This is a genomic window from Staphylococcus sp. MSU001 (assembly GCF_052976705.1).
Genome location: NZ_JBRIKK010000005.1, coordinates 16,367 through 32,378, shown reverse-complemented (window position 1 = coordinate 32,378; position 16,012 = coordinate 16,367). Strand labels below are relative to the sequence as shown.

The following is a 16,012-nucleotide window of genomic DNA, read 5'->3' as shown; positions in this document are numbered from 1 at the left end:
TAACAGAGGATATTTGGAGGTTTACCAATGTTTAAAGATTTTTTTAATCGAAGTAAGAAAAAGAAATATTTAACAGTTCAAGATTCTAAACAAAATGATGTACCTGCTGGTATAATGACAAAATGTCCTAAATGCAAAAAAATAATGTATACAAAAGAATTGAATGAAAATTTAAATGTATGCTTTAATTGTGATCATCATATAGCTTTAACCGCATATAAAAGAATAGAAGCAATTTCAGACGAAGGGTCATTTATAGAATTTGATAGAGGTATGACATCTGCTAACCCATTAGACTTTCCTGGATATGAAGAAAAAATTGAAAAAGATCAGCAGAAGACTGGACTTAATGAAGCGTTAGTGTCTGGTACTGCGAAATTAGATGGAATACAATATGGTGTTGCAGTTATGGATGCTCGTTTTAGAATGGGAAGCATGGGTTCAGTAGTTGGTGAAAAAATATGTAGAATTATTGATTATTGTACAGAACATCGTTTGCCATTTATTCTGTTTTCTGCGAGTGGTGGAGCTAGAATGCAAGAGGGAATTATTTCTTTAATGCAAATGGGGAAAACTAGTGTTTCTTTAAAAAGACATTCTGATGCAGGACTATTATATATTTCTTACATAACTAATCCCACTACTGGAGGGGTTTCTGCAAGTTTTGCTTCGGTTGGGGATATTAATTTAAGTGAACCTAAAGCACTAATCGGATTTGCTGGTAGACGTGTTATAGAACAAACAATTAATGAAAAGTTGCCTGATGATTTCCAAACTGCTGAATTTTTACTAGAGCATGGTCAACTTGATAAAGTCATTCATCGAAAAGATATGCGTGAGACTTTATCAAATATTTTAAAAATCCATCAAGAGGTGAGTAACTAATGTTAGATTTTGAAAAACCACTTTTTGAAATTAGAAATAAAATTGATTCTTTAAAAGAATCTCAAGAAAAAAACGAAGTTGATCTTCAAGATGAAATAGATATGCTGGAAGCATCATTAAAAAGAGAAACAACAAAAGTTTATACTAATCTGAAACCTTGGGATCGTGTTCAAATCGCTCGTTTACCAGAAAGACCAACCACATTAGATTATATTTCCTATATTTTTGATTCATTTATTGAGTTACATGGCGATAGAACTTATAGGGATGATCCAGCAATGATTGGTGGAATTGGTTATCTAGATGGTAAGCCAGTAACAGTTATAGGCCAACAACGTGGTAAAGACACGAAAGATAATATTTATCGTAATTTTGGTATGGCTCACCCTGAAGGGTATAGAAAAGCTTTGCGTTTAATGAAACAAGCAGAGAAATTTAATCGTCCAGTATTTACTTTTATAGATACTAAAGGGGCTTATCCGGGTAAAGCAGCTGAAGAAAGAGGTCAAAGTGAATCAATTGCAAAAAATTTGATGGAAATGGCTTCATTAACTGTACCAGTTATTGCTATTGTTATTGGTGAAGGTGGAAGTGGCGGTGCTTTAGGTATTGGAATCTCAAATCGTGTTCTGATGCTTGAAAATAGTACTTATTCAGTTATTTCACCTGAAGGTGCAGCTGCACTTTTATGGAAAGATAGTAACTTAGCTCAAATTGCCGCTGAAACTATGAAAATCACTGCACATGATTTACTAGATTTAGGTATCATAGATGAAGTGATTAATGAACCTCTTGGTGGTGCACAAAAAGATGAAGAAGCGCAAGCCTTATCAATTAAGAAAATGTTCCTTAAACATTTAAATGAATTGAAGCAACTCACACCTGAAGAATTAGCAAATGATCGTTTTGAAAAATTTAGACAAATTGGTTCGGTTGTGGAGTGATTTTGTATAGCTATTAGTCTAATTGTTAGGCTTTTAGCTCTTTTTTTTATGTTGTAATAAAAATTACATTTTTAAAACGTTTACATCTATGAATTGTCTTTCTTTTAATGGAACGTTAAAAAAATTTATGGTAATTTAGAGTTGAAGATAAATCTAGTTAAGGAAAGGTATGTCGTCATGAAGAAGATTGCAGTTTTAACTAGCGGAGGAGATTCTCCGGGTATGAACGCTGCTGTTCGTGCAGTGACTCGAACAGCAATTTACAATAATATTGAAGTTTATGGTGTTTATCAAGGTTACCAAGGTTTACTTGATGATGATATTCATAAGCTTGAATTGGGTTCAGTAGGGGATACAATACAACGAGGAGGAACGTTTCTCTTTTCCGCAAGGTGCCCTCAATTCAAAGAAGAGGATGTACGTAAGAAAGCTATTGAGAATTTACGTAAGCGTGGTATCGAAGGTTTAGTTGTCATTGGAGGAGATGGCAGCTATAGAGGGGCACAACGAATTAGTGAGGAATGTAAAGAAATTCAAACAATTGGTATTCCAGGTACAATTGATAATGATATTAATGGTACGGATTTTACAATTGGTTTTGATACTGCATTAAACACTATTATTGAATCAGTCGATAAGATTAGAGATACGGCATCAAGTCACGCAAGAACGTTTATTGTTGAAGTTATGGGGCGTGATTGTGGAGATTTAGCATTATGGGCTGGATTATCTGTAGGAGCTGAAACGATTGTTTTACCAGAAGTCAATACAGATATTAAAGATGTAGCTGAAAAGATTGAACAGGGTATCAAAAGAGGAAAAAAACATTCTATCGTTATGGTTGCAGAAGGTTGTATGAGCGGCCAAGAATGTGCAGATGAGTTAACGAAGTATATTAACATTGATACACGAGTTTCAGTGTTAGGTCACATTCAACGTGGCGGTAGCCCATCTGGTGCTGATCGAGTATTAGCTTCTCGACTTGGCGGATATGCTATTGAACTTTTAAAACAAGGCGAGACAGCTAAAGGTGTTGGCATTAGGAATAATCAATTAACTTCTACACCGTTTGATGAAATTTTTGCTGAAAATGATCGCAAATTTAATAGTCAAATGTATGAATTAGCAAAAGAATTATCAATTTAAATTTATTTGGGAGGATTATAAAAATGAGAAAGACTAAAATTGTATGTACAATAGGACCAGCTTCAGAATCAGAGGAAATGCTCGAAAAATTAATGAATGCAGGAATGAACGTTGCGCGTTTAAATTTCTCACATGGTAGTCATGAAGAACATAAAGCAAGAATTGATACAATTCGTAAAGTTGCTAAACGTTTAAATAAAACAATTGGCTTGTTATTGGATACTAAAGGGCCAGAAATTCGTACGCACAATATGAAAGATGGGCTTATTGTTTTAGAAAAAGGCAAAGAAGTCATTGTAAGTATGGATGAAGTTGAAGGAACACCTGAAAAATTCTCTGTAACATATGAAAATCTAATCAATGATGTCAATATTGGTTCATATATACTATTAGATGATGGTCTAGTTGAACTTCAAGTCAAAGAAATTAATAAAGATAAAGGCGAAGTTAAATGTGATATCTTAAATACTGGTGAATTAAAAAATAAAAAAGGTGTTAACTTACCTGGTGTTAAAGTTAATTTACCTGGTATCACTGATAAAGATGCCGATGATATCAGATTTGGTATAAAGGAAAATGTAGACTTTATAGCTGCAAGTTTTGTAAGACGTCCTAGTGATGTTTTAGATATCCGTCAAATTCTTGAAGAAGAAAAAGCAGAAATAACAATTTTCCCTAAAATTGAAAACCAAGAAGGTATCGATAATATTGAAGAAATTCTTGAAGTATCTGATGGATTAATGGTAGCACGCGGTGATATGGGTGTTGAAATTCCGCCAGAAAGCGTACCAATGGTTCAAAAAGATTTAATTAGAAAATGTAATAAATTAGGAAAACCTGTAATTACTGCGACTCAAATGCTTGATTCTATGCAACGTAATCCACGTGCGACACGTGCAGAAGCAAGTGACGTAGCTAATGCAATATACGATGGTACTGACGCGGTAATGTTATCAGGAGAAACTGCAGCAGGTCAATATCCAGAAGAAGCTGTTAAAACTATGCGTAATATTGCAGTTTCTGCTGAAGCAGCGCAAGACTATAAAAAATTATTAAGTGATCGTACTAAATTAGTTGAAACATCATTAGTCAATGCAATTGGTGTTTCTGTTGCACATACTGCCTTAAACTTAAATGTAAAAGCTATAGTAGCAGCAACTGAAAGTGGTTCAACAGCACGTACAATTTCTAAATATCGTCCACATTCAGATATCATTGCTGTAACACCTAGCGAAAAAACTGCTAGACAATGTGCAATTGTATGGGGAGTAAATCCTGTAGTTAAAGAAGGACGTAAAACAACTGATGCTTTACTAAATAATGCTGTAGCAACAGCAGTCGAAACTGGTAGAGTTTCAAACGGAGATTTAATTATTATTACTGCTGGTGTACCTACTGGAGAAAAAGGAACTACAAATATGATGAAAATCCACTTAGTAGGTGATGAGATTGCTAAAGGCCAAGGTGTTGGTAGAGGATCTGTTGTAGGCCATGCAATTGTTGCAGATAGTGCAAGTGACTTAGAAGGTAAAGATTTATCTGATAAAGTTATCATTACAAATTCTGTTGATGAAACATTAGTACCATATGTTGAAAAAGCTATAGGTCTAATTACAGAAGAAAATGGTATTACTTCACCAAGCGCAATTATAGGTTTAGAAAAAGGTATACCTACTGTTGTTGGTGTAGAACAAGCAACTAAAGAAATTAAAAATGATATGTTAGTGACTTTAGATGCGTCACAAGGTAAAGTGTTTGAAGGTTATGCTAACGTTCTTTAATTTAACAAATGATAAATTAAAAAAGAAGATTTGATAATCACAAAGCTTTAAAGCTATTCATAAGAGAGCCTGGAACATTGATTTATGTTCCAGGCTCTTATTATTAGGGTAGTTAATTATTGAAATTAAAAATGATTAAATCAACCTTTTTCAATACTAGTTATCGATTTTAAGGTAAAACATCAAATGTCATCTGTATCCTAATTTATTCTTTTTATAACTTACAAAACAAATTATAAAAAATTAAATATATAGGGATTTTTCTATGTTTGACTAATAAAAGTAATAGAAGAATGATTCATTGAAAAATAAAAATTGTAGAAATTAACTAGATAAGATCAGAGGTTTCTAGATGACATCAATTAGTAAAAAGTAAGAAAAGTATATCATTAAAACAAATTAAAAAATCGACACTAGTAATCAGAAATTACTAAGTGTCGATGTAAATTTTATCGTGCTTCTTTATTAGCTTTTTTGTATCTTAAGTACATTAAACCTAATAAAATAAACCAAATAGGCGTGCAGTAAATCGCTCTTCTTGTATCAACATTAATAAATAACAACGCAAATACAAAAACAAAGAAAATAAGAATAAGGTATCCCATGTATTGACCGCCTGGTAGTTTATATGTTGCTTTCTTATGAAGTTCTGGATTTTTACGACTATAGTTAATATAAGCAATAATAATTAATGCCCAAACCACAACAAATAATACTGTAGAAATCGTAGTTACATAAGTAAATACAAGTGTTGCATCAGGGAATATGTAATTCAGTAGCGCTGCAATTAACAATAAAGCTGATGATGCAATAATCGCTTTATGTGGCACACCATGTTTATTAGTACTAGCAAATGTTGGTGGTGCTTGATTTTGGTTTGAAAGTCCATAAAGCATTCTGCTGTTTGAGAAAATACCACTGTTACATGAAGAGGCAGCAGCTGTTAAAACAACGAAATTAATTATTCCTGCTGCAAATGGTATACCAATTAATGCAAACAATCTAACGAATGGACTATTATCTGGATCTACTTTATCCCATGGAATAATAGACATGATGACTGCTAATGCCCCTACATAAAAGATTAAAATTCTAATAGGTACACTATTGATAGCTTTAGGTATAGTTTTTTCTGGATCTTTTGTCTCGCCTGCAGTAACACCAATCATTTCAATACCAACAAATGAGAACAATGCCATTTGGAATGACATAAAGAATCCAGAAGCTCCTTTTGGAAAAATTCCATGTTGATACAAATGAGTTAAACTTGCGTTACCAAATGGTGTTTTGAATGCGAATAAAATCATGATTACACCTACAACGATTAATGCAATGATTGTAACTATTTTGATGATTGCGAACCAGAATTCAAGCTCACCAAACAACTTTGCACTTAATAAATTGAAAGACATTAGAATAAGTACACAAAATAAAGCACTAATCCAATTAGGTATGTCTGGGAACCAAAAACTTATATATTTGGCAACTGCAGTCACTTCAGCCATACCAGTAATAATCCAGCATAGCCAGTAAGTCCAACCAGTTACAAATCCTGCGAACGGTCCTATATATGTGTTGGTCACGTCAGCAAAAGATTTGAAGTTCGTATTTTGAATAATAATTTCTCCCAATCCACGCATGAACATAAATAACATGAACCCTATAATAATATAAGTAAGTAATATTGAGGGACCAGTCATTGCGATAGTTTGTCCGGCACCTAGGAACAGACCAGTTCCTATAGCACCTCCGATGGCAATTAATTGAACATGTCTATTGCTCAATTCTCTTTGTAAATTCTCAGCCATAAGACAACTCCCTTACTATAAGATATATATATTATGCACTTATAATGCAATTTATACAATTCTTTTCGAAAAAAAGTGTGAAAATTCACCATAATTATTATTAATATTTTTTAATCATTCTTGATAACTAAACGAAAAGACATAATCAATTGTGATTTTTTGGAGGAGATAAGTATGGGGAAACCTGTGTTGTTAGGGGTTTTAGATGGCAAATATTATAAGTGGTGACTAGTGATTTTTCTTGTACTGATATGAGAATGTTTTTAATGTTTCACAAATTGTTTGAATTTAGCTATAATATTTATTGAAAGCCATTTCATAAAGAAACAGTAAAGGGGAAATTTATCATGGCAGAATTAAAAAGAGGTTTAGAAGGGGTTATTGCAGCTGAAACTAAAATTAGCTCAATAATTGACAGTCAGTTAACATATGCGGGCTATGATATTGACGATCTCGCAGAAAACGCGCAATTTGAAGAAATAATTTTTTTACTATGGAATTATAGACTTCCTAATGAAAAAGAGCTAAGTGAATTAAAAGAAAAATTATTTGATTATATGACTCTTAACACTAGAGTATACAAGCATTTTGAGGAGTATGTGACAGATCATGTACATCCAATGACTGCTCTACGTACATCAGTATCTTATGTAGCTCATTTTGATCCAGAAGCGGAAAATGAATCTGATGAGAATAAATATGATAGAGCTATTCGTATTCAAGCTAAAATCGCTTCTTTAGTAACGGCTTTCGCTAGAGTTAGAGACGGTAAAGAACCTGTTAAACCTAATTCTGAACTTAGTTATGCAGCAAATTTCTTATATATGTTAAGGGGAGAACTACCAACAGAAGTTGAAGTTGAAGCATTTAATAAGGCATTAATTTTACATGCTGATCATGAACTTAACGCATCTGCATTTACAGCACGTTGCGCAGTATCTTCGTTATCAGATATGTATTCAGGTGTTGTTGCAGCTATTGGTTCATTAAAAGGACCATTACATGGTGGCGCAAATGAACGAGTGATGTCAATGCTTAAAGAAATAGGTAGCATTGATAATGTTGATCACTATTTAGATGAAAGATTTGCAAATAAAGATAAAATTATGGGCTTTGGTCATCGTGTTTATAAAGATGGTGATCCAAGAGCTAAATATTTAAGAGAAATGAGCCGTAAAATCACTGAAGAAACAGGGCAAAGTGAACTGTTTGAAATGTCATTAGCCATTGAGAAGAGAATGAAAGAAGAAAAAGGACTTATTCCTAATGTCGATTTCTTTAGTGCTACAGTCTATCATAGTATGAATATTCCACATGATTTATTCACACCAATATTTGCAGTAAGTCGTGCTTCTGGTTGGATTGCTCATATTTTAGAGCAATATCGAGACAATAGAATTATGCGACCAAGAGCTAAATATATAGGTGAACAAAATCGTAAATATGTGCCTATTGAAGAAAGATCATAAAATAAATTAGTATTATAACTTAAAAATATGGAGGTTAATTGTATGTCTGCAGAAAAAATAACACAGGGTAAAGATGGTTTAAATGTACCTAACGAACCTATTATTCCGTTTATTATTGGTGATGGTATTGGACCTGATATTTGGAAAGCAGCTAGCCGAGTAATCGATGCAGCTGTTGAAAAAGCGTATAATGGAGAAAAACGTATAGAATGGAAAGAAGTTTTAGCAGGTCAAAAAGCTTACGATGAAACTGGAGAATGGTTGCCACAAGAAACGTTAGAAACAATTAAAGAATATTTAATTGCTGTTAAAGGTCCTTTAACAACTCCAATTGGTGGTGGAATTCGTTCGTTAAACGTAGCACTAAGACAAGAGTTAGATTTATTTACTTGTTTACGTCCGGTACGTTGGTTCAAAGGCGTTCCTTCACCGGTTAAACGACCTGAAGATGTTGATATGGTTATTTTCCGTGAAAATACCGAAGATATATACGCAGGGATAGAATTTAAACAAGGTACGTCAGAAGTAAAAAAAGTTATCGATTTCTTACAAAATGAAATGGGAGCAACAAATATTCGTTTCCCTGAAACTTCTGGTATTGGTATAAAGCCAGTATCCAAAGAAGGTACAGAACGTTTAGTAAGAGCGGCTATTCAATATGCACTTGATAATGATCGTAAATCAGTAACTTTAGTTCATAAAGGTAATATTATGAAATTTACTGAAGGTTCATTTAAGCAGTGGGGCTATGATTTAGCTCATAATGAATTTGGTGATAAAGTGTTTACATGGCAACAATATGATGAAATTGTTGAACAAAAGGGTAAAGATGCTGCGAATGAAGCACAAAGTAAAGCTGAACAAGAGGGTAAAATTATTATTAAAGACTCTATTGCTGATATCTTCTTACAACAAATATTAACACGTCCAGCTGAACATGATGTTGTGGCAACTATGAATTTAAATGGTGACTATATCTCTGATGCTCTCGCAGCTCAAGTTGGAGGCATTGGTATTGCGCCTGGTGCTAACATTAACTATGAAACTGGACATGCTATTTTTGAAGCAACACATGGTACTGCACCTAAATATGCTGGTTTAAATAAGGTTAATCCGTCATCAGAAATTTTAAGTTCAGTTTTAATGCTGGAACATTTAGGTTGGCAAAAAGCCGCAGATAAAATCACTGACTCTATTGAGGCAACAATTGCTTCAAAAATCGTAACATATGATTTTGCACGTCTTATGGATGGTGCAAAAGAAGTTTCAACATCTGATTTTGCTGATGAACTAATTAAGAATATTAGATAATTTTTACTAACTTTTTTATAAAAATTTCAAAGAACCTGAGACATAAAATATTAGTGTCTCAGGTTTTTTGTATGATCAATGAATTTAAAATAAGCCTAACATTTTTTTACTTCATTGCGATCCAGTGGAGAGAATATCATCAATAAATTGTACAAACAAAACAAGTTGGAATTGGGATAGAAATGTTTATTTAATACAAATTTAACCCACTTCTTATCTTGAACAATCACTCTGTTTAAATTTCATATTTCTTTTAATAAAGTTTCCTTCAAGAAAATATAAGTCGATGTTACTATCATGTATAATTATTACGGGTAAAATTATAACTTTTATTAAGATTATGTAAATTTGATGTGTAGCTATATTATTTCCATTTAAATATCAGTTATAATATAAATGTATAAAAAGATTAGGAGGCACACTATGTCACAAAAAATATTAGTGGTTGATGATGAGCAATCCATCGTGACCTTACTAAAATATAATTTAGAAACAGCAGGGTATATAGTCGAAGTCGCTTATGATGGTGAAGAGGCATTGAAAAAAGTTGAAACAGAACAACCGGAACTAATTGTATTAGACGTTATGTTGCCAAAAAAAGATGGTATAGAAGTATGTAAAACAATCAGGTCTGATAAAAATTTAGTACCGATTTTAATGTTGACAGCAAAGGACGATGAATTTGATCGGGTTTTAGGACTAGAACTAGGTGCTGATGATTATATGACAAAACCATTTTCACCTAGAGAGGTAGTTGCCAGAGTTAAAGCAATATTAAGACGTTCTCAATTTGTTAATGAAATTGAAAAAGAAGATGTTGATGATGAAGATATTATCATTGGTTCAATTAGAATACGACCTGAATTCTTTGAAGTCTATAAAGAAGATGAATTATTAGAATTGACGCCAAAAGAATTTGAATTGTTATTATATTTAATTGAAAGACAAGGAAGAGTTATTACCCGAGAACATATGTTGAATTCAGTGTGGAATTATGAATTCGCTGGAGATTCTCGAATTGTTGATGTACATATAAGCCACTTAAGAGATAAATTGGAAGAAAATCCTAAGCAACCTAAATTGATAAAGACTGTACGAGGTTTAGGTTATAAACTGGAGAGACCTAAAGCTTAATGTTGAAGTTTCATCTGCGTTTATTACTATTAATTAGTACTATTACAATCATTAGTTTTATTGGTTTAGGCGCTATCATTCACAACACAATTTATCAAACATTAACTAGTAATCAAATTAAAAGCTTAGATAGTGAAGCTCGTAATTATATTAATCTCTTTAATAATAATAAAGAGAAAGAAATCACTAATATAGCTCATAATGAAAAAAATATCATATTAATAAAAGAGAACGATAAAGATAAAATTATTTACTCAAGTGGAAATATTAAAAATATTGACCATAGAATTGATAATGAAGCTAATCCTTCGAAATTAATCAATAAAAATACAAAACTCGGTATGCGTTACACCTATAAGAATACAATAGATAATAAAACAATATACATAAGTGGAATTAATAATGAAATTATTGATTTACAAAAGGATTTATGGAAATATTTGTCTATTGTTGGAGTCATTGTATTATTTACGGTTTATTTAGCAAGTAGAAGTATCAATCGAACATATATTAGACCTATCAATGAAGTAACTTATGCTACATCACTTCTTGCAGATGGATATTACCATGTTCGTGTTCCAGAAAGTAATGTGAAGGAAACTAGAGCATTATTTGTGACTACGAATGACTTAGCGCGACGATTGCAAAAATTAAACAATAGTCAAAAAATTCAATCCAATAGATTAAAAACTACCTTAGAAAATATACCGAGTTCAGTACTGATGATTGATAAACATGGAGAAATTGTAGTTGCTAATCATGCTTATTATCAGGTGTTTAACCCTGATCAAATGGTAGAAAATAAAAGTTACATTGGTTTCATAGATGATAGTATCGAAAAATTGATTATTGAAAGTTTTAGAACTGAAAAAGTTATCTATGAACAATTAGAAGTTGATATTAATAACGTACATACTAAATATTTCGATGTATCTTGCATCCCCATTTTAACTAAATCTAAAAAAAATTTACAAGGTATGGTGGTTGTGCTTCATGACATTACTAATTTGCAGAAATTAGAAAACCTTAGAAGGGAATTTGTTGCTAATGTGTCACATGAACTCAAAACACCGATTACTTCAATCAAAGGTTTTGCAGAAACTCTGATTGAAGGTGCTAAAAATGATGAACAATCGCTTGATATGTTTTTAAATATTATTTTAAAAGAATCTAATAGAATAGAGTCATTGGTTACAGACCTATTAGATTTATCACATATTGAACAGCAAAAAGAACTTGAAATAAATTATATGAATTTGTCTGAATTAGCTATTAGTATAATAGATAATTTACAAACACAAGCACAAAATAAGAGAATCAAAATACAATCTGAAATTGAAAAAGACGTTATCATTGAGGCACATGAAAATAAAATAGCGCAAGTTATTACTAATTTGCTATCAAATGCTATAAATTATTCCTCAGAAGATAATAAGGTAATAGTAAGAGTATATAGAAATGACAATAAAGTATATTTAGAGATTCAAGATTATGGCATTGGTATAAGTGAAACAGATCAAAAGCGTATATTTGAACGTTTCTATCGTGTAGATAAAGCGAGAAGTAGAGATTCAGGTGGTACAGGACTTGGTCTTTCTATAACAAAACATATTGTTGAAGCACATAACGGTAGAATTGATGTGAAAAGTGAACCTGGCAAAGGTTCAATATTCAAAGTTCTATTTAATGATAATTAAATTTGAGGGCACTACATTGTTGGTACAGACAAAGTGGTGTCCTTTGTTGTAGTTATTATTTAGAAATATAATGTTAAGACTCATGCTATTAATTAAAACCAAAATACATATTGTCATTGACAGACATAAGATGAGTGCAAACTCATAGATGGGAAATTTTTAAGAATCATTTAACTTAATATTTTTTTAGCATTTATAAGTTAACTATTAGTAATAGTTAATGCGTAGTGAGTACTAAACTCGCTTACTCGTTATGTATTTGTATATATGCTAAAATATATGTAAATCTGTTCTGGAGGTTACGTATTTTGAATAAATTAGTATTAATAGATGGTAATAGTTTAAGCTTTAGAGCGTTTTATGCTCTTCCTTTACTTTCAAACCATGCAGGTATTCATACAAATGCAGTTTACGGCTTTGCTATGCTTTTAGAAAAAATAATTAAAGAAGAAAAACCGAATCATTTTTTAGTTGCATTTGATGCAGGTAAAACGACTTTCAGACATTCTAAGTACAGTGAATATAAAGGTGGTCGTCAAAAAACTCCACCTGAACTAAGTGAACAATTTCCATATATTCGTCAACTATTAGATGCGTATCATATTAAAAGATATGAACTTGATAATTATGAAGCTGATGACATTATAGGAACATTAAGTAGACAAGCTGATGAAGCTGATTTTGAAACCATTATCATTACAGGTGATAGAGACTTAACTCAATTAGCCACTGATAATGTTACAATATATTATACAAAAAAAGGTGTTACCGACGTTGATCATTATACACCTGAATTTATAGCAGAGAAATATCAGGGGTTAGTGCCGAAACAAATTATCGATATGAAAGGTCTAATGGGGGATACCTCTGACAATATTCCTGGAGTCGCTGGTGTCGGCGAAAAGACGGCAATTAAATTACTTAATCAATTTGAGTCAGTAGAAGGGGTCTATGAACATATTGAGGAGGTTACTGCAAAAAAATTAAAAGAAAAACTCATTAATAGTAAAGCTGATGCCTTAATGAGTAAAGATTTAGCAACAATCAATGTTCACAGTCCGATTGAAGTATCATTAGAAGATACAAAATTAACTCTTCAAGACGACACTGCAGAAAAAATTGAACTATTTAAAAAGCTAGAATTTAAACAGCTACTAGCAGATATAGACACACCTTCTAATAATGAAGAAGTTATAGATAAAACTTTTGAAATTGAGCAAGACTTTCAAAATGTAGATTTGAATGATTTAAATGAAGCGGTAATACATTTTGAACTTGAAGGTACTAATTATCTTAAAGACGCTATTCTCAAATTTGGTTTTTATACAAATCATCAACATGTAGTAATAAATGCTGATGATGTAAAGAATTATAAAAATTTAGTTCGATGGCTTGAAGATAAAAATACAACCAAAATTGTCTATGATGCAAAAAAGACTTATGTATCTGCTCATCGATTAGGGATTAATATAGAAAATATTGAATTTGATGTTATGTTAGCAAGCTATATTATTGACCCATCACGTTCTATTGATGACGTTAAATCTGTTGTAAGTTTATATGGACAAAATTATGTAAAAGATAATATTACAATTTTTGGGAAAGGTAAGAAACATCATATACCTGAAGAATCAATTTTAAACGAACACATTGCTTCCGTGACAGAAGCTATATCAGCTGTAACTCCAATCATGAAATCACAGTTAGAAGATTATAATCAAATTGAACTGTTGAAAGATTTAGAATTACCATTAGCAAGAATTTTAAGTGAAATGGAAGAAATTGGTATATATATCGATATCAATGATTTGAAAGAAATGGAATTCGAAATTCAAAAAAAATTAGATGTATTAATTTCCAATATTCATGAGTCTGCTGGTGAAGCATTTAATATAAATTCTCCTAAACAATTAGGTGTTGTTTTATTTGAAACATTACAATTGCCTGTCATTAAGAAGACCAAAACGGGCTATTCAACAGCTGTAGATGTATTAGAAAAACTACAAGGTGAGCATCCTATTATAGATGATATTTTAGAATATAGACAACTTTCTAAGTTGCAATCTACGTATGTAGAGGGATTACAAAAAGTAATAAGCAAAGATCACAGAATTCACACACGTTTTAATCAAACGCTTGCTCAAACTGGTAGATTATCTAGTGTAGATCCTAATTTACAAAATATACCTATACGATTAGAAGAAGGAAGAAAGATTAGAAAGGCCTTTAAACCAACTTCTAAGGATAGTGTGATTTTATCTGCTGATTATTCACAAATTGAGTTACGTGTACTTGCGCATATCACGCAAGATGAAAGTTTAAAACATGCATTTATAAACGGACATGATATTCACACTGCAACAGCAATGAAAGTATTTAATGTTGAATCTGATCAGGTTGATAGTTTAATGAGACGTCAAGCAAAAGCTGTTAACTTTGGTATTGTTTACGGCATCAGCGATTATGGATTGAGTCAGAGCTTGGGTATCACTAGAAAAAAAGCTAAAGCATTTATTGATGATTATTTAGCTAGTTTTCCAGGTGTAAAACAATATATGTCTGACATTGTTAAAGATGCAAAAGCACAAGGTTATGTAGAAACACTACTTCATCGTCGTCGATACATTCCTGATATAACAAGTAGAAACTTTAATTTAAGAAGTTTTGCAGAAAGAACAGCAATGAATACGCCCATTCAAGGTAGTGCGGCTGACATAATAAAATTAGCAATGGTTAAATTCAGTGAAAAGATTAAAGAAACTAAATATCATGCTAAGTTATTATTACAAGTTCATGATGAACTCATATTTGAAATACCAAAATCAGAAGTAGAAGATTTTAGTAAATTTGTAGAAGAAATTATGGAACAAGCATTAGTGCTTGATGTACCTTTAAAAGTAGATTCTAATTATGGTGCAACATGGTACGATGCTAAATAAAGAAAGGATAATATCATGCCTGAACTACCTGAAGTTGAACATGTTAAAAGAGGTATTGAGCCATTAATAAAAAGTGCAAAAATAGAGAAAGTAACTTTTGCAAAAAATGTAATTAACGGTAAGAATAATCACCGTGAGACGATTATAAAAGGTATGGAATTAGATACTTTTAAAAAACTTACTGAAGGTTATGTTATAAAAAAAGTTGAAAGAAGAAGTAAGTACATTATATTTTATATAGCCTATCATGACGAAGACAGAATCTTAGTTAGTCATTTAGGTATGGCAGGCGGTTTTTTCGTTGTTAATAACCTTGATGAGATAAGTACACCGAATTATCGAAAGCATTGGCAAGTCATTTTCGATTTGGATAATGATCAAAAATTAGTCTATTCTGATATCAGACGGTTTGGAGAAATCAGAAATATAGTCAATTTTGATAGTTATCCCTCTTTATTAGAAATCGCTCCAGAACCATTTGAAGAGGTGGCATTTGAACACTATTTAGAATGTTTGACTTTGAAAAAATATAAGAACAAACCAATAAAACAAACGATTCTTGATCATCGTGTTATAGCAGGAGCTGGAAATATCTATGCCTGTGAAGCTTTATTCAGAGCTGGTATTACTCCGGATAAAATTACAAATTCACTCACTAAACAAGAAAGAAAATCTCTCTTTTATTATGTTCGAGAAGTTTTAGAAGAGGGTATAAAATATGGAGGTACTAGTATTTCAGATTATAGGCACGCAGATGGTAAAACAGGACAAATGCAATTACATTTAAATGTATATAAACAAAAAAAGTGCAAGGTTTGTGGTCATTCGATTGAAACAAAAGTGATAGCTGGAAGAAATAGTCATTTTTGTCCAAACTGTCAGAGATAAAGGAAGAGTG

The 16,012-nt window shown here is 31.8% G+C and carries 11 protein-coding genes; 10 read left to right on the top strand and 1 reads right to left on the bottom strand.

Annotated features, from left to right (window positions below):
* Positions 1 to 27: 27 nt before the first annotated feature.
* The 4 genes from accD (at position 28) to pyk (ending at position 4,756) form a co-directional block, all read left to right on the top strand.
* Positions 28 to 885 (top strand): acetyl-CoA carboxylase, carboxyltransferase subunit beta, encoded by an 858-nt coding sequence (gene accD / locus ACVBFA_RS03460; RefSeq protein WP_001832673.1) that lies wholly within the window; start codon positions 28 to 30, stop codon positions 883 to 885.
* Positions 885 to 1,829 (top strand): acetyl-CoA carboxylase carboxyltransferase subunit alpha, encoded by a 945-nt coding sequence (locus tag ACVBFA_RS03455; RefSeq protein ID WP_002446662.1) that lies wholly within the window; start codon positions 885 to 887, stop codon positions 1,827 to 1,829. The genes accD and ACVBFA_RS03455 overlap by 1 nt, the downstream gene beginning before the upstream one ends.
* 177 nt (positions 1,830 to 2,006) lie before the next feature.
* Positions 2,007 to 2,975 (top strand): 6-phosphofructokinase, encoded by a 969-nt coding sequence (pfkA, locus tag ACVBFA_RS03450; RefSeq protein WP_002446661.1) that lies wholly within the window; start codon positions 2,007 to 2,009, stop codon positions 2,973 to 2,975.
* Between the two features lie 23 nt (positions 2,976 to 2,998).
* On the top strand, positions 2,999 to 4,756 hold the full coding sequence (gene pyk, locus ACVBFA_RS03445; protein WP_002446660.1) for a pyruvate kinase: 1,758 nt from the start codon (positions 2,999 to 3,001) through the stop codon (positions 4,754 to 4,756).
* A gap of 449 nt (positions 4,757 to 5,205) precedes the next feature.
* Here the strand turns inward: pyk and ACVBFA_RS03440 are convergent, their stop codons facing one another.
* Positions 5,206 to 6,564 (bottom strand): amino acid permease, encoded by a 1,359-nt coding sequence (locus ACVBFA_RS03440; protein WP_002486730.1) that lies wholly within the window; start codon positions 6,562 to 6,564, stop codon positions 5,206 to 5,208.
* A gap of 347 nt (positions 6,565 to 6,911) precedes the next feature.
* Between ACVBFA_RS03440 and ACVBFA_RS03435 the strand changes: the two genes are divergently transcribed.
* From ACVBFA_RS03435 to mutM, 6 genes are all read left to right on the top strand, one after another.
* Positions 6,912 to 8,033 (top strand): citrate synthase, encoded by a 1,122-nt coding sequence (locus ACVBFA_RS03435; RefSeq protein ID WP_002446658.1) that lies wholly within the window; start codon positions 6,912 to 6,914, stop codon positions 8,031 to 8,033.
* Positions 8,034 to 8,075: 42 nt separating this feature from the next.
* On the top strand, positions 8,076 to 9,344 hold the full coding sequence (gene icd / locus ACVBFA_RS03430; protein ID WP_002476138.1) for an NADP-dependent isocitrate dehydrogenase: 1,269 nt from the start codon (positions 8,076 to 8,078) through the stop codon (positions 9,342 to 9,344).
* 423 nt (positions 9,345 to 9,767) lie between these two features.
* Positions 9,768 to 10,478 carry a response regulator transcription factor gene (locus ACVBFA_RS03425; protein ID WP_001830897.1) on the top strand — a complete coding sequence of 237 codons (711 nt, stop codon included), beginning with the start codon at positions 9,768 to 9,770 and terminating at the stop codon, positions 10,476 to 10,478.
* Positions 10,478 to 12,175: a two-component system histidine kinase PnpS gene (gene pnpS / locus ACVBFA_RS03420; protein ID WP_038812792.1), complete on the top strand. Its 1,698-nt coding sequence runs from the start codon at positions 10,478 to 10,480 to the stop codon at positions 12,173 to 12,175. The genes ACVBFA_RS03425 and pnpS overlap by 1 nt, the downstream gene beginning before the upstream one ends.
* Before the next feature lie 308 nt (positions 12,176 to 12,483).
* On the top strand, positions 12,484 to 15,114 hold the full coding sequence (gene polA, locus ACVBFA_RS03415) for a DNA polymerase I (protein WP_143561730.1): 2,631 nt from the start codon (positions 12,484 to 12,486) through the stop codon (positions 15,112 to 15,114).
* Positions 15,115 to 15,129: 15 nt separating this feature from the next.
* Positions 15,130 to 16,002, top strand: a complete 873-nt coding sequence (gene mutM / locus ACVBFA_RS03410) for a bifunctional DNA-formamidopyrimidine glycosylase/DNA-(apurinic or apyrimidinic site) lyase (RefSeq protein WP_002446654.1) — start codon at positions 15,130 to 15,132, stop codon at positions 16,000 to 16,002.
* The last annotated feature ends 10 nt before the right edge of the window (positions 16,003 to 16,012 follow it).

Excerpts from the sequence above, each read along its gene's own strand:
- accD (WP_001832673.1), top strand. The coding sequence starts at position 28 with ATGTTTAAAGATTTTTTTAATCGAAGTAAGAAAAAGAAATATTTAACA.
- ACVBFA_RS03455 (WP_002446662.1), top strand. The coding sequence starts at position 885 with ATGTTAGATTTTGAAAAACCACTTTTTGAAATTAGAAATAAAATTGAT.
- pfkA (WP_002446661.1), top strand. The coding sequence starts at position 2,007 with ATGAAGAAGATTGCAGTTTTAACTAGCGGAGGAGATTCTCCGGGTATG.
- pyk (WP_002446660.1), top strand. The coding sequence starts at position 2,999 with ATGAGAAAGACTAAAATTGTATGTACAATAGGACCAGCTTCAGAATCA.
- ACVBFA_RS03440 (WP_002486730.1), bottom strand. The coding sequence starts at position 6,564 with ATGGCTGAGAATTTACAAAGAGAATTGAGCAATAGACATGTTCAATTA.
- ACVBFA_RS03435 (WP_002446658.1), top strand. The coding sequence starts at position 6,912 with ATGGCAGAATTAAAAAGAGGTTTAGAAGGGGTTATTGCAGCTGAAACT.
- icd (WP_002476138.1), top strand. The coding sequence starts at position 8,076 with ATGTCTGCAGAAAAAATAACACAGGGTAAAGATGGTTTAAATGTACCT.
- ACVBFA_RS03425 (WP_001830897.1), top strand. The coding sequence starts at position 9,768 with ATGTCACAAAAAATATTAGTGGTTGATGATGAGCAATCCATCGTGACC.
- pnpS (WP_038812792.1), top strand. The coding sequence starts at position 10,478 with ATGTTGAAGTTTCATCTGCGTTTATTACTATTAATTAGTACTATTACA.
- mutM (WP_002446654.1), top strand. The coding sequence starts at position 15,130 with ATGCCTGAACTACCTGAAGTTGAACATGTTAAAAGAGGTATTGAGCCA.